Source organism: Mycetocola sp. 2940, from assembly GCF_040548835.1.
Taxonomy (GTDB): Bacteria; Actinomycetota; Actinomycetes; order Actinomycetales; family Microbacteriaceae; genus Mycetocola_A.
On sequence record NZ_JBEPSK010000007.1, the window covers coordinates 168,358 to 191,426 of the forward strand.

The 23,069-nt window shown below is 68.1% G+C and carries 19 protein-coding genes; 13 read left to right on the top strand and 6 right to left on the bottom strand.

What is annotated here, in order from left to right; translation table 11 throughout:
• Positions 1 to 38: 38 nt before the first annotated feature.
• Genes ABIE24_RS11915 through ABIE24_RS11930 form a run of 4 tightly spaced genes read right to left on the bottom strand, consistent with a single transcriptional unit; the run spans position 39 to position 3,343 of the window.
• Positions 39 to 863, bottom strand: a complete 825-nt coding sequence (locus tag ABIE24_RS11915) for an ABC transporter permease (protein ID WP_354499909.1) — start codon at positions 861 to 863, stop codon at positions 39 to 41.
• Positions 860 to 1,702, bottom strand: coding sequence for an ABC transporter permease (locus ABIE24_RS11920; protein WP_502916276.1), 843 nt, complete (start codon positions 1,700 to 1,702; stop codon positions 860 to 862). The genes ABIE24_RS11915 and ABIE24_RS11920 overlap by 4 nt, the downstream gene beginning before the upstream one ends.
• Positions 1,699 to 2,625, bottom strand: coding sequence for an ABC transporter ATP-binding protein (locus tag ABIE24_RS11925; RefSeq protein ID WP_354499913.1), 927 nt, complete (start codon positions 2,623 to 2,625; stop codon positions 1,699 to 1,701). Before ABIE24_RS11925 ends, ABIE24_RS11920 begins: the two co-directional genes overlap by 4 nt.
• Positions 2,626 to 2,671: 46 nt before the next feature.
• A complete protein-coding gene (locus ABIE24_RS11930) occupies positions 2,672 to 3,343 on the bottom strand; it encodes a GAP family protein (RefSeq protein ID WP_354499915.1) in 672 nt (223 codons plus the stop codon).
• 123 nt (positions 3,344 to 3,466) lie between these two features.
• Here ABIE24_RS11930 and ABIE24_RS11935 point away from each other — a divergent pair, with 123 nt between their 5' ends.
• Both ABIE24_RS11935 and ABIE24_RS11940 read left to right on the top strand, forming a co-directional pair.
• Positions 3,467 to 3,682, top strand: coding sequence for a hypothetical protein (locus ABIE24_RS11935; RefSeq protein ID WP_354499917.1), 216 nt, complete (start codon positions 3,467 to 3,469; stop codon positions 3,680 to 3,682).
• 23 nt (positions 3,683 to 3,705) lie between these two features.
• On the top strand, positions 3,706 to 5,682 hold the full coding sequence (locus ABIE24_RS11940) for an ABC transporter ATP-binding protein (RefSeq protein ID WP_354499919.1): 1,977 nt from the start codon (positions 3,706 to 3,708) through the stop codon (positions 5,680 to 5,682).
• Positions 5,683 to 5,890: 208 nt separating this feature from the next.
• On the opposite strand, the gene ABIE24_RS11945 is transcribed toward ABIE24_RS11940, so the two are convergent.
• A complete protein-coding gene (locus tag ABIE24_RS11945; RefSeq protein WP_354499922.1) occupies positions 5,891 to 7,816 on the bottom strand; it encodes a phosphoenolpyruvate carboxykinase (GTP) in 1,926 nt (641 codons plus the stop codon).
• A gap of 124 nt (positions 7,817 to 7,940) precedes the next feature.
• On the opposite strand from ABIE24_RS11945, the gene ABIE24_RS11950 reads away from it, so the two are divergent.
• Both ABIE24_RS11950 and ABIE24_RS11955 read left to right on the top strand, forming a co-directional pair.
• On the top strand, positions 7,941 to 9,383 hold the full coding sequence (locus tag ABIE24_RS11950; RefSeq protein WP_354499925.1) for a helix-turn-helix domain-containing protein: 1,443 nt from the start codon (positions 7,941 to 7,943) through the stop codon (positions 9,381 to 9,383).
• 41 nt (positions 9,384 to 9,424) lie between these two features.
• Positions 9,425 to 9,607 (top strand): hypothetical protein, encoded by a 183-nt coding sequence (locus tag ABIE24_RS11955; protein WP_354499927.1) that lies wholly within the window; start codon positions 9,425 to 9,427, stop codon positions 9,605 to 9,607.
• An 8-nt stretch (positions 9,608 to 9,615) separates the two neighbouring features.
• On the opposite strand, the gene ABIE24_RS11960 is transcribed toward ABIE24_RS11955, so the two are convergent.
• Positions 9,616 to 10,413, bottom strand: coding sequence for a TrmH family RNA methyltransferase (locus ABIE24_RS11960; RefSeq protein ID WP_354499929.1), 798 nt, complete (start codon positions 10,411 to 10,413; stop codon positions 9,616 to 9,618).
• Positions 10,414 to 11,095: 682 nt separating this feature from the next.
• Here ABIE24_RS11960 and ABIE24_RS11965 point away from each other — a divergent pair.
• The 9 genes from ABIE24_RS11965 to hpaD all read left to right on the top strand — a co-directional run bounded on the left by ABIE24_RS11965 (position 11,096) and on the right by hpaD (position 22,041).
• Positions 11,096 to 12,739, top strand: a complete 1,644-nt coding sequence (locus tag ABIE24_RS11965; RefSeq protein WP_354499931.1) for a thiamine pyrophosphate-binding protein — start codon at positions 11,096 to 11,098, stop codon at positions 12,737 to 12,739.
• Positions 12,740 to 12,799: 60 nt separating this feature from the next.
• Positions 12,800 to 14,179, top strand: coding sequence for an FAD-binding oxidoreductase (locus tag ABIE24_RS11970; protein ID WP_354499932.1), 1,380 nt, complete (start codon positions 12,800 to 12,802; stop codon positions 14,177 to 14,179).
• Complete coding sequence (locus ABIE24_RS11975) at positions 14,176 to 15,474, top strand: class I SAM-dependent methyltransferase (protein ID WP_354499934.1); 1,299 nt, start codon at positions 14,176 to 14,178, stop codon at positions 15,472 to 15,474. Before ABIE24_RS11970 ends, ABIE24_RS11975 begins: the two co-directional genes overlap by 4 nt.
• Before the next feature lie 33 nt (positions 15,475 to 15,507).
• A complete protein-coding gene (gene hpaH / locus ABIE24_RS11980; protein ID WP_354499936.1) occupies positions 15,508 to 16,293 on the top strand; it encodes a 2-oxo-hept-4-ene-1,7-dioate hydratase in 786 nt (261 codons plus the stop codon).
• The gene (locus tag ABIE24_RS11985; protein ID WP_354499938.1) at positions 16,278 to 17,084 is read left to right on the top strand and encodes an HpcH/HpaI aldolase family protein; all 807 of its coding nucleotides are present in this window, start codon (positions 16,278 to 16,280) and stop codon (positions 17,082 to 17,084) included. Before hpaH ends, ABIE24_RS11985 begins: the two co-directional genes overlap by 16 nt.
• Positions 17,085 to 17,179: 95 nt before the next feature.
• On the top strand, positions 17,180 to 18,640 hold the full coding sequence (locus tag ABIE24_RS11990) for a fumarylacetoacetate hydrolase family protein (RefSeq protein WP_354499940.1): 1,461 nt from the start codon (positions 17,180 to 17,182) through the stop codon (positions 18,638 to 18,640).
• Positions 18,637 to 19,338, top strand: a complete 702-nt coding sequence (locus tag ABIE24_RS11995) for a GntR family transcriptional regulator (protein ID WP_354499942.1) — start codon at positions 18,637 to 18,639, stop codon at positions 19,336 to 19,338. Before ABIE24_RS11990 ends, ABIE24_RS11995 begins: the two co-directional genes overlap by 4 nt.
• A gap of 6 nt (positions 19,339 to 19,344) precedes the next feature.
• Positions 19,345 to 20,865 (top strand): 5-carboxymethyl-2-hydroxymuconate semialdehyde dehydrogenase, encoded by a 1,521-nt coding sequence (hpaE, locus tag ABIE24_RS12000; protein ID WP_502916277.1) that lies wholly within the window; start codon positions 19,345 to 19,347, stop codon positions 20,863 to 20,865.
• A 45-nt stretch (positions 20,866 to 20,910) separates the two neighbouring features.
• Positions 20,911 to 22,041, top strand: a complete 1,131-nt coding sequence (hpaD, locus tag ABIE24_RS12005) for a 3,4-dihydroxyphenylacetate 2,3-dioxygenase (RefSeq protein ID WP_354499946.1) — start codon at positions 20,911 to 20,913, stop codon at positions 22,039 to 22,041.
• The last annotated feature ends 1,028 nt before the right edge of the window (positions 22,042 to 23,069 follow it).

The following is a 23,069-nucleotide window of genomic DNA, read 5'->3' on the forward strand; positions in this document are numbered from 1 at the left end:
CACCCGCGCGGCGATCGAAGCGAGCCACACGACCGCGCTCAGTCGAGGAACAGCGCCCGGAGCCGCCTCGTCGTGAACACGAGCCCGACGGCGATCATGACCAGGTAGTAGAGCACGTGCCAGAGCAGCCCCACGTCGACGGTGCCGGTCGTGAGCGAGCGGACGAGTTCGACCCCGTGCCAGAGCGGCAGGCACTGGATCACCGTCTGGATCGCGGGAGGGTAGACGCTGAGCGGGTAGAACGTCGCCGAGAACAGGAACATCGGCAGCAGCAGGAAGTTGATCCAGTCCATCTGCTGGAACGTCTTCATGTAACTCGTCACGGCCATGCCGAAACTCGCGAACCCGAACGCGATGAGCACCACGGCAGGGAACGCGAGCAACGCCCACCACGACAGGTTGAGGCCGAGCACCTGCATGACGAGCATGAACCCTGTCGCGTACAGCGCCCCGCGGAGCAGCGCGAGCGAGATCTCGCCGAGGGCGACGTCGAGCGGGCCGAGCGAGGTGGCGAGCATCCCGTCGTAGAGCTTCGAGAACCGCATCTTGAAGAACACGTTCCAGGTGGAGTCGTAGATGGCCCCGTTCATGGCGGCGACCGCCAGCAGCGCCGGGGCGATGTACGCCGCATACGAGATCTCGGTGCCGTCCGGCCCCTCGACGCTTCCGACCAGCGCGCCGAGCCCGAGCCCCATCGACAGCAGGTAGAACACCGGCTCGAACAGGCCCGACACCACGACCAGCCAGTTCGTCGAGCGCGTCGCCCGCCAGCCGCGCAGCATCACGGAGCGCGCGTTCCCCGCGTACAGCGCCCCGAGCGGGCGGTCCCGGCGGGCGGATGCCGTCACTCGCGTCTCGGTCACTTCGTCAGCCTCCGCACAGCGACCCGTCGAGCCCAGGTCCAGCCCGCCGCGAACAGCACGATGAGGTAGATCACGTGGAGGACGGTGAGCCAGATCGGCTCGACATAGCCGTAGCTGAACACCCGGGCGAGTTCGGTGCCATGCCAGAGCGGTGAGAGCCAGCCGATCCACTGCAGATACAACGGCAGTTGCGACAGCGGGAAGAACGTGCCGGAGAACAACGTCATCGGCAGGACCACGAACCGCATGACCATGGCGAGCTGGCCGGTGTCCTCGGTGAGCGTCGACGTGTAGCCCATGACGATCGCCCCGAACGCCGCCCCGGTGAGCACCGCCACGAACACCGACACCCAGCCGGCCGGGTCCGGGACCGCGCCGAACAGCGCGATGAAGACGTAATACAGGGCGCAGGTGAGGAGCATCCGCGCGAGAACGCTGATCACGACGCCGTCGATGATCTGCCCGGGCCGCAGCGGGCTCGCGTTCATCCCGAAGAACACCGGGTTCCACTTGAACCCGAGCATGATCGGGTAGGTGAACTCCTCGGTGGCCACCGTGACCGCCGCCGTGCACAGCAGCGCGGGGGCGACGAAGACGAGGTAGCCGACCCCGCCGACGGCATCCGGGCCCAGGTTCGCGTCGACGAGGCCGGCGAGGCCGACGCCCATTGCGAAGAGGTAGACGAGGGGGTTGCCGATGCCGGTGAGCAGCACGGTCTGCAGGTACGAGCGCATCACCCGGAACCGGTGCTCGGCCACGTACCAGGCTCCCCACCGGCGGGCCTTCGCCGCGAGTGCCGTCCCGCGTTCGAGGTCGGTCTGCCTGGTCACCTCGCTCATTCGATGAGGCTCCGTCCCGTCAGCCGCAGAAAGACGTCTTCGAGGCTCGACCGGCGCACGAGGCTGGTGAGCGGGTGCAGGCCAAGCTCGGTGATCCGCACAAGCGCCGCTTCACCGTTGTCGGTGTAGAGCAGGATGCGGTCGGGCAGCACCTCCACGCGGTCGCCGATCCCGGAGAGGCGGGCGGATGCTTCCGCGTTGCGTTCCGATCCGAACCGCACCTCGAGCACCTCCCGCGACGAGTACTGCCGGATCAGCGACGCCGGGGAGCCTTCGGCCATGATCGCGCCCTTGTCGACGACGACGAGCCGGTCACAGAGCTGTTCGGCCTCGTCCATGTAGTGGGTCGTGAGGAGCAGCGTCGTGCCCTGCTCCTTGAGCCGGAACAGCCGGTCCCAAAGGATGTGACGCGCCTGCGGGTCGAGGCCGGTGGTCGGCTCGTCGAGGAGCAGCAGCCGCGGGTCGTTGATCAGCGCGCGGGCGATCGTCAACCGGCGTTTCATGCCGCCGGACAGGTCGTCGACCTTGGCTTTCGCTTTGTCCTCGAGTTGCGCGAACGCCATCAGCTCGTCGGCGCGGGCGGCCACCTGCCGGGCAGGCAGGCCGAAGTACCGGCCATAGACGATGAGGTTCTCGCGGGCACGCAGTTCCATGTCGAGGTTGTCCGACTGCGGAACGACGCCGAGTTGCGCCCGAACCTCCGGGCCGTAGCGGTCCGGGTCGAGGCCGAGCACGCTGAGGTTGCCGCTCGTGCGCGTCGACACGGCGCCGACCATCCGCATCGTCGTGGACTTGCCTGCCCCATTGGGCCCGAGCAGCCCGAACGCCTCCCCCGGTTCCACTTCGAAGGAGATGTCGTCGACCGCAGAAAAGTCCTGGTACTTCTTGACCAGGTTCTCTGCGATGATCACGGGTGCCGACACAGTTTCTCACCCTAGACCAGGCCTCCGACAGAGTCTTGCCCCTGGGCTAATACGCGCTGATACCCGCGCCGATGAGCGCCGTGCCGAGGACGAGGAAGAGCACGACCTGGATGGTGGCGCTGTTCCTGCCGAGCCAGTCGCGGAGTTCGACCAGCGGCCGTCGCCACACGTCGACCCCGAGCATCCCGCCCACCACGACGACGAGCATGCTCGAGACGGCGATGACCACGAAGACGAGGATCACGACAATGACCTCCCGCAGCAGAAAGTTCGCTCCCCCGATCGTCAGCCCGGCCGCGACGCCGAGGGTGAGGTTCTTGGGTGAGGCGGCACCGAGGCCGAAGCCGAGCGCGAGGCCGTGCGTCACGGTCATGGAGTCGAGGGCGGCGACCCATCTCGGCAGCACCGGCGCCCTGCCCGGGAGCGGGCGGATGCGCCACTCACCCACCGCGAGGTAGAGGAACAACACGCCGAGCAGGAGGAGGATCGTGCCGGCGACGGGGCGGGAGGAATCCGGACTGCTTTCGGGCAGGAGACCCGTCAGTGTGCTGATCACGACAACCGGGACGATGACACCGAGCAGCCAGCCGCCGAGGAAGCCCAGGCTGGCGGCGTTCCCGCGGGGTGAAACCACCAGGGTGATGGCCGCGAAGAGCGCAATCGGGCTGAGGGCGATACCGAGGGCACTGGTGAGGATGTCGCCGATGATCGAACCCATACTTGCGCTCCTTCGAGACGGTCAGACACCCAGCCTAATCGTGCGGGCCCGACCGGGGCGGCACGCGCGCGCCGGTGTCAACACAGGTTGACGCACTTCGCGCCGTCAACTAAGGTTGACGGCATGAGCACCGGAACTCTCGGAACCCTCGCCGCGGAGGCCGGATCCGACGATCCGTACACGGCGTTGCGGGCGATCGCTAAACTTCACTCAGAGCTCGATCGCATCGAAGCGGTCGCCGTGCGCCGGGCGCGCAATCAGAACGCGTCGTGGCAGCTGATCGCCCTCGCCCTCGGTGTCAGCCGCCAGGCCGTGCACAAGAAGTACGGCCGAAAGTAACCCCACCCACCGCTAGGACCCGGATGTCTTCCTCCACCCCCACCCGCCCGCGCCGATCGCCCTTCGCGAAGGCCCGGCCGGAAGACGGCCCGCGAGCGAGGTTCAGCCAGCTCGTCCCCTACCTGTTCGAGCACAAGCGCGTCCTCTGGTTCGTCATCGGGCTCAGCATTCTCGGCTCGGCCGCCTCGCTCGCCCAGCCGCTCATCGTCAGCCAGGTCATCGGCGTCGTCGAGAAGGGCGGATCGCTCGACGGCCTCGTCTGGGCCCTCGTCGCACTCGTCGTGCTCTCCGGGATCATCGCCGGCTACCAGCACTACCTGCTGCAGCGCACCGGCGAGGGCGTCGTGCTTTCGAGCAGGCGTCGCCTGGTGGGGCGGATGCTCAATCTCCCGATCTCCGAATTCGACACCCGCAGGACCGGCGACCTCGTCTCGCGCGTCGGCAGTGACACGACGCTGCTCCGCGCGGTTCTCACCCAGGGTCTGGTCGAGGCCGTCGGTGGCACGATCACCTTCTTCGGCGCGATCATCGCCATGCTGATCATCGACCCCGTCCTGCTCGGCTTGACCTCCCTCGTCATCGCAGTCTCGATCGTCGTCGTCACCCTCCTCTCCGGGCGGATCCGGGTCGCGAGCCAGCGCGCCCAGGCGAAGGTCGGCGACCTCGCCGCGAGCGTGGAGCGGGCCATCGGCGCGGTCCGCACCATCCGTGCCTCGAACGCCACCGGCCGGGAGGTCGCGGCGATCGACGACGACGCCACCGGCGCGTGGAACATGGGCATCCAGGTCGCGCGGATCTCCGCGCTCGTCGTCCCGGTCGCCGGCATCGCCATGCAGGTGTCGTTCCTCGTCGTCCTCGGCGTCGGCGGCTTCCGCGTCGCCAGCGGCGCGATCTCGGTGGCCGACCTCGTCGCGTTCATTCTCTTCCTGTTCATGATGGTGATGCCGCTCGGCCAGGCCTTCGGTGCCATCTCGGCGACGAACCAGGCGCTCGGAGCCCTCGGCCGGATCCAGGAGATCATCGACCTTCCGCTCGAGGACTCCGCGGATGCCGAGATCGCCGCGTCGGTGCAGGTCCCGGGTATCGCGTCGGCCGACGCGCCGGCGATCGAATTCGACGACGTCGTGTTCGCCTATCCGTCCGGAGCGGTGCCGCCTGCGGCGGCCGCCGACAGCCCAGTCGAAGCTGATGCGCTGGTCGAACCCAACCCGCGGGTCGAACCGAACCCGCTGGTCGAACCCAACCCGCTGGTCGAAGCTGATGCGCTGGTCGAACCAAACCCGCTGGTCGAGCTTGTCGAGACCACCGCAAGCCCCGGCTCCCCCGTCCTCCGCGGCGTCAGCTTCACCGCCGAACGCGGCAAGCGCACGGCACTGGTCGGCCCGTCCGGCGCCGGCAAGTCCACCATCCTCGGCCTGATCGAGCGCTTCTACGACCCCGAGGCGGGCGCGATCCGGTTCGGGGGCGTCGACATCCGCACCATGCCGCGCACGGCGCTGCGCTCCCAGATCGGCTACGTCGAACAGGATGCCCCGGTCCTCGCCGGGTCGCTCCGCGACAACCTGCTGCTGCCGACGCCGGATGCGACCGACGAGGAATGCATCCGCGTCCTGCACGCGGTCAACCTCACCGAAGTGCTCGACCGCAACCCGCAGGGCCTGGACGCTCCGGTCGGCGAGGACGGGATCATGCTCTCCGGCGGCGAACGCCAGCGCCTCGCCATCGCCCGCGCGCTGCTCTCCGCTCCGCCGATCCTGCTGCTCGACGAGTCGACGTCGTCACTGGACGGCGTGAACGAGCAGAAGATGCGGCTCGCCATCGACGCCGTCGCCGAAGACCGCACCCTCATCGTGATCGCGCACCGGCTGTCGACGGTCGTCGACAGTGATTCCATCGTGGTGCTCGACCACGGCCGCGTGGTCGGAACCGGGACGCACTCTGAGCTGGTGGCATCCGTACCGCTGTACCGCGACCTCGCCAAGCACCAGCTGCTCGTCTGACGCGCGAGCGGCGGACTTTCAACAGGAAGGACTGCCTGCGGCGGACGTTCAACAGGAAGAATCAGCCGGTTCTGACCGGGCACTCCTGTTGGGCGGTGCCAGCTCGCCGCCATGAGTTAACGAAACACCGCGAGGTGCCAGGAAGTGTTTCGAGACATCCCGCCAAGGTATCTCGAACCACTTTCAGGCACCTCGCGGTGCGTCGGGCTTACTTCTCCAGGGTGCGGAGCCGGTACCGCAGCGATGCAAGTTCGGCGTTCAACGCCGGCGGAACCTTCTTGCCGAACTGACCGAAGAATTCCTCGGTCAGGTCGGCCTCGACCAGCCACGACTCCGAGTCGACGGAGAATAGCTTCGCGAGGGCGTCTTCGGTGACATCCGTGCCGTCGATGTTGAGGTCGCCGGAAACCGGGATGCGGCCGACAGGGGTGTCCGTCGCACGGACCTGGCCCTCGATGCGCCGCACGATCCACTCGAGAACGCGGGAGTTGTCGCCGAAGCCTGGCCAGAGGAAGCTGCCGTCGTCGTCCTTGCGGAACCAGTTGACCTGGAAGATCCGCGGGGCGCGATCGAAGCGCAGCTGCTGGCCGACCTTGAGCCAGTGGCCCCAGTAGTCGGCCATGTTGTAGCCGCAGAACGGCAGCATCGCGAACGGGTCGCGGCGGAGCTCGCCGACCGTCCCTTCTGCAGCGGCCGTCTTCTCGCTCGAGATGGTGGCGCCCATGAACACGCCGTGGGTCCAGTCGGTCGCCTCGACGACCAGCGGCACGTTGGTCGCGCGGCGGCCGCCGAAGAGGATGGCGTCCAGGGGAACGGCGTCCTCCCAGTCGTCGGCGATCTGCGGGCACTGGGCTGCGGCCACGGTGAAGCGCGAGTTGGGGTGTGCGGCCGGGCGGCCGGAATCCGGTGTCCAGTCGTTGCCTTCCCAGTCGGTCAGGTGCGCCGGCGGGTTCTCGGTGAGGCCTTCCCACCACACGTCGCCGTCGTCGCGCAGGGCGACGTTGGTGAAGATGGTGTTGCCCCACAGGGTTTCGACAGCGGTGACGTTGGTCGCCTGTCCGGTGCCAGGAGCGACGCCGAAGAAGCCCGCCTCCGGGTTGATCGCCCACATCCGGCCGTCCTCGCCCGGGCGGAGCCAGACGATGTCGTCGCCGAGGGTTTCGACGCGCCAGCCGGGGATGGTGGGCCGGAGCATGGCGAGGTTGGTCTTGCCACACGCCGAGGGGAAGGCCGCGGCGACGTGGTACTGCTTGCCCTCGGGAGAAATGATGCGCACGAGCAGCATGTGCTCGGCCAGCCAGCCTTCGTCGCGACCGATCACGCTGGCGATCCGGAGCGCGAAGCACTTCTTGGCCAGGAGGGCGTTCCCGCCGTAGCCGGAGCCGTAGGACCAGACTTCGCGCGGCTCGGGGAACTGGACGATGTACTTGGTGTCGTTGCAGGGCCACGCGACGTCGGTGTCACCCTCAGCGAGAGGTGCACCGACCGAGTGCACCGCCTTGACCCAGGGGGTGCCGTCGGCGATGAGGTCGAGAACGGACTCTGACAGACGGGTCATGATGCCCATGGAGAGGACGGCGTAGACCGAGTCGGTGATCTGCACGCCGAGCTGTGAGAGGGGGCCGCCGACGCGTCCCATCGAGAACGGGACGACGTACATGGTGCGGCCGCGCATGCTGCCGGCGAAGACGCCATCCAGTTCTTCCCGCATCGACGCCGGCGCCTGCCAGTTGTTCGTGGGGCCGGCATCCTCTTCGTTTTCCGAGCAGATGAAGGTGCGCGACTCGACCCGGGCGACGTCGCTCGGGGCGCTGCGGGCCAGGTAGCTGTTGGGGCGCCATTCCGGGTTGAGCTTGATGAGCTTGCCTTCGGCCACCATCTGCTTCGTCAGCAGGTCGCTTTCGCGCTGCGACCCGTTGCACCAGACGACCGCGTCGGGCTGGGTGAGCGCGGCGATCGAGTCGACCCAGTGGTGGAGGGCCTCGAGCGGAGAGGCGGCGACGGCCGACGACGAGACGGATGCCGTGTCGCGCTTCCTGCGCGTTGCGACAGGCACCACACGGTCGGCGGACGCGATGGGGACGGCGTGGTCGGGTGTCGTGTCGGTGTCACGGCTGATCTCGGCGATGCTCATATCCTCGGTGCTCCTCTGTCCTGGCGTCTGTTTCAGTGGCGTGAATCCAGAATGAGGCAGAAACCGACAGAGATATCACCGATGTTTGTATTAAGAATCCCGTTTCTTGCGATATCGTAAAGGAATGAATCGAAGCGGCTCTGATCTCCCGACGCTCGGCCATCGCATCCGTCATTTCCGGAGCGAACGCGGGCTCACCCTCGATGATCTCGGCGAGCGGATCTCGGTTGCCGGCAGTCAGCTGTCGCTCATCGAGAACGGGAAGCGGGAGCCGAAACTCTCGATGCTGCAGTCGATCGCGGCCGCCCTCGACGTCGAGCTGACCGACCTCCTGTCCGCTGAACCACCCAACCCGCGTGCGGCGCTGGAGATCGAGTTGCGGCAGGCTCAGCAGCGGCCGCTCTACACCGAACTCGGGCTTCCGGCGGTGAAACCGAACAAGGGCATGACCGATGAGGCGCTCCTCGCGCTCGTCGGCCTGCACCGCGAGCTGCAGCGCAAAGCGACCGAAGCGATCGCCACCCCCGAGGAGGCACGCCGCGCGAACACCGAGTTGCGGGAGTGGATGCGCGAGCGCGACAACTACCTGCCCGAGATCGAGGACCTGGCTGAGGAACGGATCAAGGCGGCGGGCCACGTCAGCGGCGCCGTCACCCACCGCACGGTGAGCATCATGGCGGAGCAACTAGGCTTCAGCCTCATCTACGTCAACGACCTGCCCCACTCGGCGCGCAGCGTGACGGACCTCGCGAACGGGCGAATCTACCTCCCCCCTGCCTCGATCCCCGGCGGCCACGGTCTACGGTCGATGGCGTTCCAGGCGATGGCGCACCGGCTGCTCGAGCACGCCCAGCCGACGAGCTATGCGGCGTTCCTCCGCCAGCGCCTCGAGATCAACTACTTCGCCGCCTGCTGCCTCATGCCCCAGGAGGCAGCGGTAACCTTCCTCAGCCAGGCCAAGCGGGATCGGAACCTCGCCGTCGAGGACTTCCGGGATGCCTTCGGCGTCACCCATGAAGCGGCCGCGCTGCGCCTCACCAACCTCGCCACCCGCCACCTCGACATGCCGCTGCACTTCCTGCGCGTGACCGAGGACGGGTCACTGGCGAAGGGGTACGAGAACGACGGCCTGCCCCTCCCCGCCGACGTCACCGGCGGAATCGAGGGGCAGCTCGTCTGCCGCAAGTGGAGCGCCAGGAGCGCCTTCGAACGCACCAACCGCACGACCGAGCTGTACCAGTACACCGACACGCCCGTCGGCACGTACTGGTGCGCGACGCAGACCGGCACCACAAGCGCCGGCGAGTTCTCGATCTCGGTGGGGGTTCCGTTCAACCAGGCGAAGTGGTTCCGCGGGCGTGAGACGACGACGCGGGCGGTGTCGACCTGCCCGGATCCGTCGTGCTGCCGTCGCCCGCCGAGCGAGCTCGCAAACCGGTGGCTGGGCAAGGCCTGGCCCAGCGCCCGCCTCCACGCCCACGTGCTCTCCCCCCTGCCGAGCGGCACGTTCCCCGGCGTCGACGACAACGAGGTGTACGACTTCCTCGAACGCCACAGCGACAGCTGAACGGCCACCGGCGACGCGGCGCCCGGTGCTAGTGTCGCGTCATGCCTGAGAACACGCCGAAATCGCACGAAGAGAACCGTCACGACCAGCTGACGAGCGCCCCGGAGTCGACAGAGGCCGACGCCGCCCCGCGGATCGACGTCAGTGAGGGCGAGAACGGCGCCACCCGCATCGACATCCGCGACGACGCCGAGGTGCGCCCGAGCGACCCGACGACCGACTGACCTCGGTCTTACCCGAGCGCCCACATCGCGACGGCACTGGCGGCGGCCACGTTGAGTGAGTCGATGCCGTGCTTCATCGGGATCTTCACGACGGTGTCGGATGCCGCGATGGCGGCATCCGTGAGCCCGGTCCCTTCTGCGCCGAGCACGAGGGCCAGCCGATCGTGGTCGGCGCCGTGCACGTCGCGGAGGCTGACGGCATCCGGGGTCAGGGCGAGCGCCGCCACGTGGAAGCCGTGGCGGGTGAGCAACGCGCGGGTGTCGTCCCAGTCGCCGACCCGCGTCCACGGGACCTGCAGCACCGTGCCCATCGATACGCGGATCGACCGCCGGTAGAACGGGTCGGAGCAGCGCGGCGTGACCAGGATGGCATCCGCACCGATGGCACCAGCGGAGCGGAAGATCGCACCCACGTTCGTCGGGTCGGCGACATCTTCGAGGACCACAATGCGGCGAGCGCCGGCGAGCAGTTCGTCCGGGTCGGGCAGGGCGGGCCGGTGCATCGATGCGATCAGCCCGCGGTGCAGGACGTACCCGGTGAGTTCGGCGAGCAACTCCCCCGGGCCGACGAAGACCGGAACATCGGCGTCTCCCAACAGGTCGAGGGCGGCATCGAGGGTGCTGCCGAGCGCCAGCACCGACCGCGGCCGGTGGCCCGCCCGCAGGGCACGTTCGAAGACGAGGAGCGACTCGGCCAGGTACAGCCCGTGTTCGGTGCCCCGGGCCTTCTTCAGGGCGACATCGGTGGCGTGGGCGAAGTCCACGAGTCGAGGATCGGCGAGGTCGGAAATCTCGAGTACGGGCACTCGGCGAGTTTAGCGAGCGCCTGCGTCGGCGATCGGGCCGAGAGTGCCTTTCGCCGATCCGGGAGCGACCCTCTGGGACCGACCGATCGTGTTGGGACCGACCGATCGTGCGACGACCCTTCGGGACCAATCGATCAGCGTCGACCCGGCCCTCAGCAATCGATTCACCGCACTCTGCTGCCCGACCGGCTCCCGAACAGCAGTTCGCGGCAACTCGAGAGCGCGAACTGCACTTCGCGGCAACTCGATGCCTCCCACGGGCACCACGATTCTCGATCGGGCCGAAAAGGTGGTCCGCAACACCAGGCACGACCCTGTGGTACCGACCGATCGTGCGAACGACCCTTCGGGACCAATCGATCAGCGTCGACCCGGCCCTCAGCAATCGATTCACCGCACTCTGCTGCCCGACCGGCTCCGGAACAGCAGTGTGCGGCAACTCGAGAGCGCGAACAGCACTTCGCGGCAACTCGAGAGGGCGAAAAGCACCGTGTGGCCACTCAAGACGCGACCGACTGTTCGTGGCGACCCAATCGCTCGCGCGACCCGGGGCATCCCGGCTAGACTGCCCTCGTCAACGGCACTGTCGCCGGTGCGCTCGGAAAAGGGGCGTTGAACGACCCACTCGGGTCGCGAGACATATATCGGACATCCCATCCCGCTATATGACTCGAAGGACACCATGACATCCGTGGCCACCCGCATCGCCGACGCACTCGCGCCCTCCATCTCCTCAGCGTTCGGGGTGATGGGCAACGGGAACGCGCACCTCATCGACGCACTCCGCGACACCACCGTGGCCTACGTCGCCGTTCGGCACGAGGCGGCAGCGGTCGCCGCGGCCGACGGCTACTACCGGGCCTGCGGCCGCCTGGCGCTCGCCACGGCGACCTATGGAGCCGGCTTCACGAACACCGTCACCGCCCTCGCCGAAGCGGTGCAGGCGCACACGCCACTGGTTCTTCTGGTCGGCGATGCCCCTCCCACGGGCGCCCGGCCCTGGGACATCGACCAGCGCAGCATCGCCGCCGCCGTCGGCGCAGAGACGTTCACCGTGTCACAGGCGGATGCCGGTCGGGTGACGATCGCGGCGATCAGCCACGCCCTCACCCACCGCACCGCGGTCGTCCTCGCCGTCCCCTACGGGCTGGCCATCGCGCCGGCCGAGGAGGAAGGCGTGCTGCCCTCCGTCGTCGTCCCCACTCCGGTGACGCCGGAGCCCGCCGCCATCGAGGCGGCGGCGCAGCTGCTTGCCCGCGCCGAGCGACCGCTGCTGCTCGCCGGCCGGGGGGCGTGGCTGGCGGATGCCGGCGAGCCGCTCAGCGTTCTCGCTGACCGGCTCGGGGCGCTCACCGCCACGACGGCGCTCGGGCGCAACCTGTTCCGGCGCGCGGAGTTCGACCTCGGCGTCGTCGGCGGTTTCGGGCAGGACGACGCCATGGACCTCGTCGGCCGGGCCGATGTCGTGCTCGTCATCGGTGCCGGGCTCAACCAGTTCACCACCCGGTTCGGCACGCTCTTCTCACCGGAAACGACGGTGATCCGCATCGACGACCGGCCGCACGGGGAGCACCCCGCCGTCACGATGAGCCTCCGCGGCGACGCACGCCTCACCGCCGAGGCACTCCTCGCGCGGGTCAGGCCGGTGCCGGGCCGAACGGCCCGCTGGCGCGAGGCGGTGGCTGACCCGGCGCCGTTCCGGGTCCGGGATGCCGGGACCGAACGGTGCGAGGACGGCCGGCTCGACCCGCGCAGCCTTGCGGTCCGGCTCCAGCAGATCCTCCCGGCGGACCGGGTGACCGTCTCGGACGGCGGCCACTTCCTCGGCTGGTCGAACATGCACTGGAAGGTGGCCGCGCCGAACCGGACGATGATGGTCGGCACCGCGTTCCAGTCGATCGGTCTCGGGTTCCCGAGCGCCGTCGGCGCGGCATCCGCCCTGCCCGATGCGACACTCGTCGTCACGACCGGCGACGGCGGAGCGCTGATGGCCCTCGCCGACCTCGATTCGGTCATCCGTACGGCGAAGCGGGGGATCATCGTGGTCTGGAACGATGCGGCGTATGGCGCAGAGATCCACATGTACGGCCGGATGGGACTCGGCACCGCCCCGATGCTCATCGACGAGGTCGACTTCGCGGGGATCGCGCGTTCCCTCGGCGGGCGCGGCGACGTCATCCGTTCGCTCGACGATCTCTCGGCCGTCGAAGCCTGGCTGGCGTCGGACAGTAACGGCGTGTACCTGCTCGACTGCCGGATTTCGACGAGCGTCGTTGCACCGTACCAGCGGGAGATCTATGAGCACGCCGTCGCTGTCTCGGCGTAGCGGCCCGGCGGACACGTCCGGGGGCTGCCGCCGCGCCGCGCCGCGGGGTAGCGTGCGACTGTGATCGTACGTGCCGCCGACATCGAAGCCGACCACGCCGAAGGCGTGCGGCGCCTGCTGTCGAGCTACCGTGCCCTCCCGGCGACGGCCCCGGTGCGGCTGGCCAAACCCACCTCGAATCTGTTCCGGTCCCGGGTCAGGGGCGGCGCCCCCGGCCTGGACACCTCCGGACTGACGGGGGTTCTCGCCGTCGACCCGGACGCGCGAACGGCTGACGTCGCCGGCATGTGCACGTACGAGGACCTCGTCGCCGCCACCCTCCCGCACGGGCTGGCGCCGCTCGTCGTGCCGCAGTTGAAGACCATCACCCTCGGTGGCGCCGTCACCGGACTCGGCATCGAGTCGACGTCGTTTCGCAACGGTCTGCCGCATGAGTCGGTGCTGGAGATGGACATCCTCACCGGCGCCGGAGAGAGACTGACCGCGTCGCCCGGCGAGAACGTCGACCTCTACCGGGCCTTCCCCAATTCGTACGGCACGCTCGGGTACGCCGTCCGGCTGCGGATCGAACTCGAGCCGGTGAAACGCTTCGTGGCGCTGCGGCAGGTGCGGTTCTCGTCGCTTGCCGAGCTGGTCACGACGATGGATCGCATCGTCGCCACCGGCGAGCTGGACGGGCAGCCCGTCGACTACCTCGACGGCGTCGTGTTCAGCGCCGGCGAAAGCTACCTCTGCCTAGGAACGCAGACGGATGCACCGGGCCCGGTCAGCGACTACACCGGCCAGCAGATCTACTACCGTTCGATCCGGCACGAACGGGGCGTCGCCGATGACCGGCTCACGATTCGCGACTACCTGTGGCGGTGGGACACCGACTGGTTCTGGTGCTCGGAGGCGTTCGGCGTGCAGAACCCGGTGATCCGCCGGCTCTGGCCGCGCCGCTTCCGCCGCAGCAGCTCCTACTGGACGCTGATGAAGTACGAACAGCAGCTGCACATCGGCAACCGCATCGAGAAGCTTCGCGGCCGCCCGCCGCGCGAGCGGGTCGTTCAGGACGTGGAGCTGCCGATCGAGCGGACCGCGGAGTTCCTGGACTGGTTCCTGGCCACCGTGCCGATCGCACCGGTCTGGCTATGCCCGCTGCGCCTGCGGGACGACGAGAAATGGCCGCTGTATCCGCTCCGGCCGCGCCAGACCTACGTCAACGTCGGGTTCTGGTCGACGGTACCGGTCGGCTCGAGCGACGGGGCGACGAACCGGCACATCGAACGGAAGGTCGGCGAACTCGACGGCCACAAGTCGCTGTACTCCGATTCGTACTACTCACGGGAGGAATTCGACTCGCGCTACGGCGACCACACCTATTCCGCGGTCAAAGAACGATACGACCCTGACGCGCGGCTCCTGGACCTCTATGCGAAGGCGGTGCAACGACGATGACGACGTTCAAGGAAAAGACGGCGGAGACGGCAGAGAAAAGGTTCACCCTGGCCGAAATCCTCGAGATCGTCACGGGCAGCCGGATCCCGGTGAGATTCACCGCGTATGACGGAAGCTCGGCCGGGCCGGCCGATGCCCCGTTCCGGCTGGATCTGAAGACACCGCGAGGGCTGACCTACCTGGCGACGGGTCGGGGCGACCTGGGCCTGGCCCGGGCCTACATCGCCGGCGATCTCGACATGCACGGCGTGCACCCCGGCGACCCCTATGACCTCCTCAAGGTGCTCGCCGACAACCTGGTCTTCACGATGCCGCCGCCGAAGGTGTCGGCGAAGATCCTCCGTTCCATCGGCGTCGAACATCTGCGTCCCATCGCGCCGCCGCCCGAGGAGGCACCGCCACGCTGGCGACGCGTCGCCGACGGGCTTAGGCACAGCCGGACCAGGGACGCCGAAGCGATCCACCATCACTACGACGTCTCGAACACCTTCTACGAGTGGGTGCTCGGGCCGTCGATGACCTACACCTGCGCGTGCTACCCGCACCCCGGGGCGTCCCTCGACGAGGCCCAGGAGAACAAGTACCGGCTGGTGTTCGAGAAGCTGCGCCTCGAGCCGGGCGACCGGCTGCTCGACGTCGGATGCGGGTGGGGCGGCATGGTGCGGTACGCGGCACGCCGTGGCGTTCGAGCGACCGGTGTGACGCTGTCGACGGAGCAGGCCTCGTGGGCGGAGGAGGCCATCGCTGACGAGGGCCTCACCGCTCTCGCGGAGGTCCGCCACTGCGACTACCGCGACGTCGTCGAAAGGGACTTCGATGCGGTGTCGTCGATCGGGCTGCTCGAACACGTCGGGGTGCGCAACTACCCGGGTTATTTCGCCTTCCTCCAGTCCCGGCTGCGGCCGGGAGGGTTGCTGCTCAACCACTGCATCACCCGGCCGGACAACAGATCGGAACCGTCCGCCCGCGGCTTCATCGACCGCTACGTCTTCCCCGACGGGGAACTCACCGGCTCGGGCCGGATTCTCACGGCAGCGCAGGACTCCGGGCTCGAGGTCCTGCACGAGGAGAACCTGCGACCCCACTATGCGCTGACCTTGCGGGACTGGTCTGCCAACCTCGTCGCGCACTGGGACGAGGCCGTCGCCGAGGTCGGGCTCGGCACCGCGAAGGTGTGGGGCCTGTACATGGCGGGCTCCCGGCTCGCCTTCGAATCGAACGGCATCCAGCTGCACCAGGTGCTGGCCGTCCGACCCGGCGGCGACCTGCCGCTGCGGCCGTGGTGGACCCCCTAGGCTTCGGATCAACGGCTACGAAAGGCGCGGTGCGTGTTAGACGAGGCAACCATCCGGAGAATCGCCGATGAACTGTATGACGCGGAACAATCGAAGTCGGTGATTCCCCGGATCACCGCCCGCTACCCGGACATGACCGTCGAGGATTCGTACGCGGTCCAGAACCTCTGGAAGAACCGGGGTCTCGACGCCGGCCGCCGCCTGGTCGGCCGCAAGATCGGGCTGACGTCGCGGGTGATGCAGCAGGCCACCGGCATCACCGAGCCCGACTACGGCATCATCTTCGACGACATGGTCTACGAGAACGGCGCGGTCATCCCGTTCGAGACGTTCTCGAACGTCCGGATCGAAGTCGAGCTCGCCTTCGTTCTCGGCAAGCCGCTGGCCGGCCCGAACTGCACGATCTTCGACGTGCTGTCGGCCACCGACTACGTCGTCCCCGCGCTCGAGATCCTGGACTCACGCATCGAGATGGAGGGCAGGACCATCGTCGACACCATCTCGGACAACGCGGCGATGGGTGCCATGGTGATCGGCGGCAACCCGGTGAAGATCGGTGACGTCGACCTGCGCTGGGTCTCTGCCCTGCTGTACCGCAACGAGACCATCGAAGAGTCCGGGGTCGCCGCGGCAGTCCTCAACCACCCCGCGGCGGGCGTGTTCTGGCTCGCCAACAAGCTCGCTCAGCACGGCACGACGCTGGAGGCCGGCGAGATCATCCTCGCCGGCTCGTTCACCCGGCCGATGTGGGTCGAAAAAGGCGACACCGTGCACGCAGACTACGGCCCATTGGGATCGATCACATGCCGCTTCAGCTGAGCCCCACGTTCCGCGACGTCCTCGCCGACGCCGACCGCACCCAGATCGGCATGTGGGTCTGCTCTGGCAGCCCGCTGGTCGCCGAGATCTGCGCCGGCTCCGGCCTGGACTGGCTGCTCATCGACGGCGAACACAGCCCCAACGGGCTCGAGTCGATCCTCGCGCAGCTGCAGGCCGTCGCCGCCTACCCGATCACGCCGGTGGTCCGGGTCCCGTCCGGCGACACGGTCCTCATCAAGCAGTTCCTCGACCTGGGCGCGCAGAACCTCCTCGTGCCGATGGTCAACACGGCAGACGACGCCCGTGCGGTCGTCTCCGCGGTTCGTTACCCGCCGCTCGGTGTGCGCGGCGTCGGCAGCGCGCTGGCCCGGGCCGCCCGCTGGAACCGTGTCGACAACTACCTCGGCCGCGCCGACGAGTACGTGTCGCTGTTCGTGCAGATCGAAACGGCGGATGCCGTCACCAACGCCACAGCGATCGCCTCCGTCGACGGGGTGGACGGCGCCTTCGTCGGGCCGTCCGACCTGGCGGCGTCGATGGGGCATCTCGGCCAGCAGGAGCACCCGGACGTGGTCGAGGCCGTCGAACGGACCCTCCGGGTGATCTCGGGGCTGGGCAAACCGGTCGGCGTGAACGCGTTCGACCCGCGGGTGGCCGAACGGTATCGGGCCGCCGGCGCCTCCTTCGTGCTCGTCGGAGCCGACGTTGCTCTCCTCGCCCGCAGTTCGGAGGCCCTTGCGGCGTCGTTCATCCGTGCGCCCGCTGACGGGACGCCTCACCCCAGTTACTAGGCCCGATTTGAGAGGCGGCGCAAGAGGTTGCGCACTGCGGCGGATTGTATATTATTTGGGATACCACTTCGCAGTTCTCTCAGACAAGGACGTCTATGACCTCGCCGAGTTTCCCGCTCGCCCAGCCCGGCAAGGTCATCGCCGTGCACCTGAGCTACCGTTCGAGAGCAGAGCAGCGCGGGCGGTTTCCGTCGCATCCGTCCTACTTCTTCAAACCTTCCTCGTCGCTCTCCTCCTCGGGCGATGTGCTCGAGCGCCCGGCCGGAACCGAGCTGCTCGCCTTCGAGGGAGAGGTGGCGCTCGTCATCGGCACGCGTACCCGGCGGGTGTCTCCCGAGCAGGGATGGGCCGCCGTCGGCGGCGTCACGGCAGCGAACGACTTCGGCGTCTATGACCTGCGCACCGCCGACAACGGGTCCAACGTGCGGTCCAAGGGCGGAGACGGGTTCACCCCGATCGGCCCCGTCGTCCTCCCTGCCGACGGCATCGACCCTGACGCGCTCCGCATTCGCACCTGGCTGAACGGCGTCCTCGTCCAGGACGACACCACCGCCGGCCTCCTCTTTCCGTTCGGCCAGATCATCGCCGACCTGTCGCAGCTGATGACCCTGCACCCGGGTGATGTCATCCTCACCGGAACGCCGGCCGGGTCGTCCGTCACCGTGCCCGGCGACACGGTCGAGGTCGAAGTGGATGCCCCCGGTTCCCCGGGTTCCCCCTCAACCGGCCGCCTGGTGACGCACATCACCGAAGGAACGGTCCCGTTCGGGGACTTCGGCATGAAGCCGAGCGTCGACGACAACCAGCGCGCGGAGGCGTGGGGAAACGCGGATGCCGCCGGCCTCGCCGCACCGTTCGAACTCACCGACGAGCTGAAGGACCGGCTCAACTCGGTGGGCACGGCGACGCTGAGCTCGCAGCTGCGCAAACGCGGGCTCGACAATGTCTCCATCGACGGGCTTCGCTCGACCCGGCCCGGTGCCCGGCTCGTCGGGCGGGCACGCACGCTCCGCTTCATCCCGAACCGCGAGGACCTCTTCGCCGCTCACGGCGGCGGGTACAACGCCCAGAAGCGGGCGTTCGACGCCCTCGGCCCCGGCGATGTCCTCGTGATCGAAGCGCGCGGTGAACGCGGCACCGGCACCGTCGGCGACATCCTCGCGCTCCGCGCCCAGGTCCGCGGCGCCGCAGGAATCGTCACCGACGGCGGCGTCCGCGACCTTGCCGCGGTCGCGGCGCTCGACCTGCCGACCTACCACTCGGGGCCTCATCCGGCCGTGCTCGGCCGTCGTCACATCCCCTGGGACGTCGACGTCACCGTCGCGTGCGGCGGAACATCCGTGCAGCCGGGCGACGTGATCGTCGGCGACGCCGACGGCCTGATCGTCATCCCGCCGTCGCTCGTCGACGAGGTGGTCGCCGACGCCATCGAGCAGGAGCGCGAAGAGACGTTCGTCGCCGAACAGGTGGCGAACGGTGAAGGCGTGGACGGCCTGTACCCGATGAACGCGGCCTGGACCGCCCGGTATCAGGCGTGGCTGGCCGGCCGATCATGACCGCGCCGAACACGACAGGCACAGCCGGCACGCTGAGCAAGTCGGAGCAGGCGTATGTCTGGATCCGGGAGCGGATCGACAGCGGCGTCTTCGTGCCCGGGTACCGCCTCGTCCTCGGGTCGATCGCGAAGGAGCTGGCGATCAGTGTCGTGCCGGTCCGCGAAGCCATCCGCAGGCTGGAGGCGGAAGGGCTGATCACGTTCGAACGCAACGTCGGCGCCCAGGTCGCGATGCTCAACGACGGGGCGTACAGCGCGACGATGCAGACGCTCGGGATCGTGGAGGGGGCGGCGACCATGCTGTCCGCGCCCTTCATCACGGCATCCGACATCGCCGCCGCCAGGGCGGTGAACGCCCGGATGATCGAGTCGCTCGACCATTTCGAGCCGCGGCGGTTCACCGAACTCAACCGCGAATTCCACTCGGTGCTCTTCGCGCGCTGCCCGAACGACCAGCTTCTCGACCTCGTTCATCGCGGCTGGAACCAGATGAACGTTCTCCGCGACTCGACCTTCAGTTTCGTGCCGGGCCGCGCCGCGGCGTCCGTGGACGAGCACGAAGGCATCCTGCAACTCATCGAAGACGGTGCAGACAGTCTCGAGATCGAGATGGCGGCGCGGGCACACCGCATCCGCACACTCGACGCGTTCGCCGCCTGGCAGGCCGACCACAAACGCCTCTCCCCCGCCCAGCCATAACCAGCAATGGAGCACACCATGGCCCACTACATTCCCGACAACCTTCCGGACCGGATCCAGCACTACATCGACGGCGAATTCGTCGACAGCGTCTCGGGCAAGACCTTCGACGTGCTCGACCCGGTGTCGAACGAGAACTACGCAACGGCGGCCGCCGGCCAGACGGAAGACATCGACCGCGCCGTCGCCTCCGCGACCCGAGCCTTCCAGTCCGGGCCGTGGCCGCGGATGCTTCCCCGGGCGCGGGCGCGGATCCTGCACAGAATCGCGGATGCCGTCGAAGCGCAGGACGCGCGGCTGGCCGAACTCGAGACCTTCGACACCGGACTTCCGATCACCCAGGCCCTCGGCCAGGCGCAGCGCGCCGCCGAGAACTTCCGTTTCTTCGCCGACCTCATCGTCGCCCAGGCCGACGACACGTACAAGGTGCCCGGCCGGCAGGTGAACTACGTGAACCGCAAGCCGAAGGGCGTCGCCGGGCTGATCACGCCGTGGAACACCCCGTTCATGCTCGAGAGTTGGAAGCTTGCCCCTGCGCTCGCTTCCGGCTGCACCGTCGTGCTCAAGCCCGCTGAGTTCACGCCCCTGTCGGCGAGCCTGTGGGCGTCGATCTTCGAGGAGGCCGGACTCCCGACGGGCGTGTTCAACCTGGTGAACGGGCTCGGTGAGGAGGCCGGCGACGCGCTCGTGAAGCATCCGGGTGTCCCTCTCATCTCGTTCACCGGCGAGAGCAGCACCGGACAGACGATCTTCGGCAACTGCGCTGCGAACCTCAAGGGCATGTCGATGGAGCTCGGCGGCAAGTCCCCGGCCATCGTCTTCGCCGACGCCGACCTCGATGCCGCCATCGACTCCACACTGTTCGGGGTGTTCTCGCTCAACGGTGAACGCTGCACGGCCGGGAGCCGGATCCTCGTCGAACGGCCGATCTATGAGGAATTCCTCGAGCGGTACGCCGCGCGGGCGAAGAACATCGTCGTCGGCGACCCGCACGACCCGGGCACCGAGGTGGGCGCGCTCGTGCACCCCGAGCACTACGACAAGGTGATGAGCTACGTCGAGATTGGCAAGTCCGAGGGCCGGCTGCTCGCCGGCGGCGGACGCCCCGACCACCTGCCCGACGGCAACTACGTCTCCCCCACCGTCTTCGCCGATGTCGGGCCCGACGCGCGGATCTTCCAGGAGGAGATCTTCGGGCCGGTCGTCGCGATCACGCCGTTCGACACCGATGAGGAGGCCCTCGACCTGGCGAACGGTGTCCGGTACGGACTCGCCGCGTACATCTGGACCTCGGACCTCACCCGCGCGCACACCTTCGCCCAGGCTGTCGAGTCCGGGATGGTGTGGCTGAACTCGCACAACGTGCGCGACCTGCGCACTCCGTTCGGCGGGGTGAAGGCATCCGGTCTCGGACACGAGGGCGGCTACCGCTCGATCGACTTCTACACCGACCAGCAGGCCGTGCACATCACGATCGGCGACGTGCACACCGCCCGGTTCGGGGCGGCCGACGCATCCGCCCCCTGACCGTCGTGCGTCTCTTTCCCGTCTCTCTCATGCAAGGAAGCTGATATGGACCACAACCCGAGCCCCATCCCCGCCCCTCACGTCGAGGCGAAGGTCAACCCGAACCCCAACCCGATCCCGACGCCCCGCGCCACGCCGCCGGACGTTCTCCGCTGCGCGTACATGGACGTCGTCGTCACCGACCTGGCTGCTTCAAGGGAGTTCTACGTCGACATCCTCGGCCTGGTCGTGACCGAGGAGAACGAGAACGAGATCTACCTGCGTTCGTTCGAGGAGTTCATCCACCACAACCTCGTGCTCCGGAAGGGGCCCGTAGCCGCGGTCGCCGCGTTCTCGTACCGCGTGCGCGCCCCCGAGGACCTCGACCGGGCCGTCGAGTTCTACACCGAGCTCGGCTGCCGGGTCGAACGACGCCCCGGGGGTTTCACCAGGGGCGTCGGCGACTCGGTGCGGGTCGAGGACCCGCTCGGCTTTCCGTACGAGTTCTTCCACGACGTCCAGCATGTCGAGCGACTCGCCTGGCGGTACGACCTGTACGGCCCGGGTGCGATCGTGCGCCTCGACCACTTCAACCAGGTCACGCCTGACGTGCCGCGGGCCCGGGCATACATGGAGGACCTCGGCTTCCGGGTCACCGAAGACATTCAGGACGAAGACGGGGTGACGTATGCCGCGTGGATGCGCCGCAAGTCCACCGTGCACGACACCGCCATGACCGGGGGAAACGGGCCGCGGATGCACCACATCGCGTTCTCCACCCACGAGAAGCACAACATCCTCTACATCTGCGACAAGCTCGGCGCCCTGCGCAAGTCGGACCTCATCGAGCGGGGCCCCGGCCGCCACGGCGTCTCGAATGCGTTCTACCTCTACCTCCTCGACCCCGACGGTCACCGGGTGGAGATCTACACGCAGGACTACTACACCGGCGACCCGGACAACCCGGTCGTGACCTGGGACGTCCACGACAACCAGCGCCGGGACTGGTGGGGTAACCCCGTCGTTCCGAGCTGGTACACCGAGGCCTCCCCCGTGCTCGACCTCGACGGCAACGTGCAGCCCATCGTCATCCGCGAGGAACCGAGCGAGATGGCGGTCACTGTCGGAGCCGACGGGTTCTCCTACACGCGCGAAGGCGACGTGGCCAAGGGCTTCAAGCTCGGTGACACGCTGTAGCCTGCGCGCCCTCGTTCTCGCGGGCCGGGCCTTCGTACGCGTCGCGGGCCCGTGGCATCCGCTTGCGATCCCTGCAACGACCCTTTCGGCCCGATCACGGCATCCGCGAGGTGAATCCCCACACTGTGTCGCTCCCAACGCCCCCGAACATCAAAGTTGGGCAACTCGACCCGCGAACGACAGGTCGTGGCAACTCAATCCCGCGCACGACAGGTCGTGGCAACTCGATCCCGCCATCGCGCTCGAGTGGGCCGAAAGGGCGGCTCGATCCTCCTCGAACGGCCCTTCGGGCCCGGTCGATTCCGGCAACGACCCTTTGGGCCCGATCACGGCATCCCGAATCGGATCACCACACTCTGTCGCTCCCAACGCCCCCGAACACCAAAATTGGGCAACTCGACCCCGCGCACGACAGGTCGTGGCAACTCGATCCCGCCAACGCGCTCGAGTGGGCCGAAAGGGCGGCTCGATCCTCCTCGAACGACCCTCAGGCCCGGTCGATTCCGGCAACGACCCTTTCGGCCCGATCGATCGCGGCTACGACCCTTTGGGCCCGATCACGGCATCCCGAATCGGATCACCACACTCTGTCGCTCCCACCGCCCCCGAACAACAAAATTGGGCAACTCGACCCCGCGCACGACAGGTCGTGGCAACTCGATCCCGCCAACGCGCTCGAGTGGGCCGAAAGGGCTGCTCGATCCGCGTCGAAAGACCCTTCAGGCCCGATCGATTCCGGCAACGACCCTTTCGGCCCGATCGACGGCATCCGCGAGGTGAATCACCACACTCTGTCGCTCCCACCGCCCCCGAACAACAAAATTGGGCCACTCGACCCCGCGCACGACAGGTCGTGGCAACTCGATCCCGCCATCGCGCTCGAGTGGGCCGAAAGGGCGGCTCGATCCGCGTCGAACGACCCTTCAGGCCCGGTCGATTCCGGCAACGACCCTTTCGGCCCGATCGACGGCATCCGCGAGGTGAATCACCACACTCTGTCGCTCCCACCGCCCCCGAACAACAAAATT

Bases quoted from the DNA above. Each gene is read 5' to 3' on its own strand.
- ABIE24_RS11975 (WP_354499934.1), top strand. From the start codon at position 14,176: ATGACGACGTTCAAGGAAAAGACGGCGGAGACGGCAGAGAAAAGGTTC.
- ABIE24_RS11985 (WP_354499938.1), top strand. From the start codon at position 16,278: ATGCCGCTTCAGCTGAGCCCCACGTTCCGCGACGTCCTCGCCGACGCC.
- ABIE24_RS11920 (WP_502916276.1), bottom strand. From the start codon at position 1,702: ATGAGCGAGGTGACCAGGCAGACCGACCTCGAACGCGGGACGGCACTC.
- ABIE24_RS11955 (WP_354499927.1), top strand. From the start codon at position 9,425: ATGCCTGAGAACACGCCGAAATCGCACGAAGAGAACCGTCACGACCAG.
- hpaE (WP_502916277.1), top strand. From the start codon at position 19,345: ATGGAGCACACCATGGCCCACTACATTCCCGACAACCTTCCGGACCGG.
- ABIE24_RS11990 (WP_354499940.1), top strand. From the start codon at position 17,180: ATGACCTCGCCGAGTTTCCCGCTCGCCCAGCCCGGCAAGGTCATCGCC.
- ABIE24_RS11945 (WP_354499922.1), bottom strand. From the start codon at position 7,816: ATGAGCATCGCCGAGATCAGCCGTGACACCGACACGACACCCGACCAC.
- ABIE24_RS11965 (WP_354499931.1), top strand. From the start codon at position 11,096: ATGACATCCGTGGCCACCCGCATCGCCGACGCACTCGCGCCCTCCATC.
- ABIE24_RS11930 (WP_354499915.1), bottom strand. From the start codon at position 3,343: ATGGGTTCGATCATCGGCGACATCCTCACCAGTGCCCTCGGTATCGCC.
- ABIE24_RS11940 (WP_354499919.1), top strand. From the start codon at position 3,706: ATGTCTTCCTCCACCCCCACCCGCCCGCGCCGATCGCCCTTCGCGAAG.
- hpaD (WP_354499946.1), top strand. From the start codon at position 20,911: ATGGACCACAACCCGAGCCCCATCCCCGCCCCTCACGTCGAGGCGAAG.
- ABIE24_RS11935 (WP_354499917.1), top strand. From the start codon at position 3,467: ATGAGCACCGGAACTCTCGGAACCCTCGCCGCGGAGGCCGGATCCGAC.
- ABIE24_RS11950 (WP_354499925.1), top strand. From the start codon at position 7,941: ATGAATCGAAGCGGCTCTGATCTCCCGACGCTCGGCCATCGCATCCGT.
- ABIE24_RS11995 (WP_354499942.1), top strand. From the start codon at position 18,637: ATGACCGCGCCGAACACGACAGGCACAGCCGGCACGCTGAGCAAGTCG.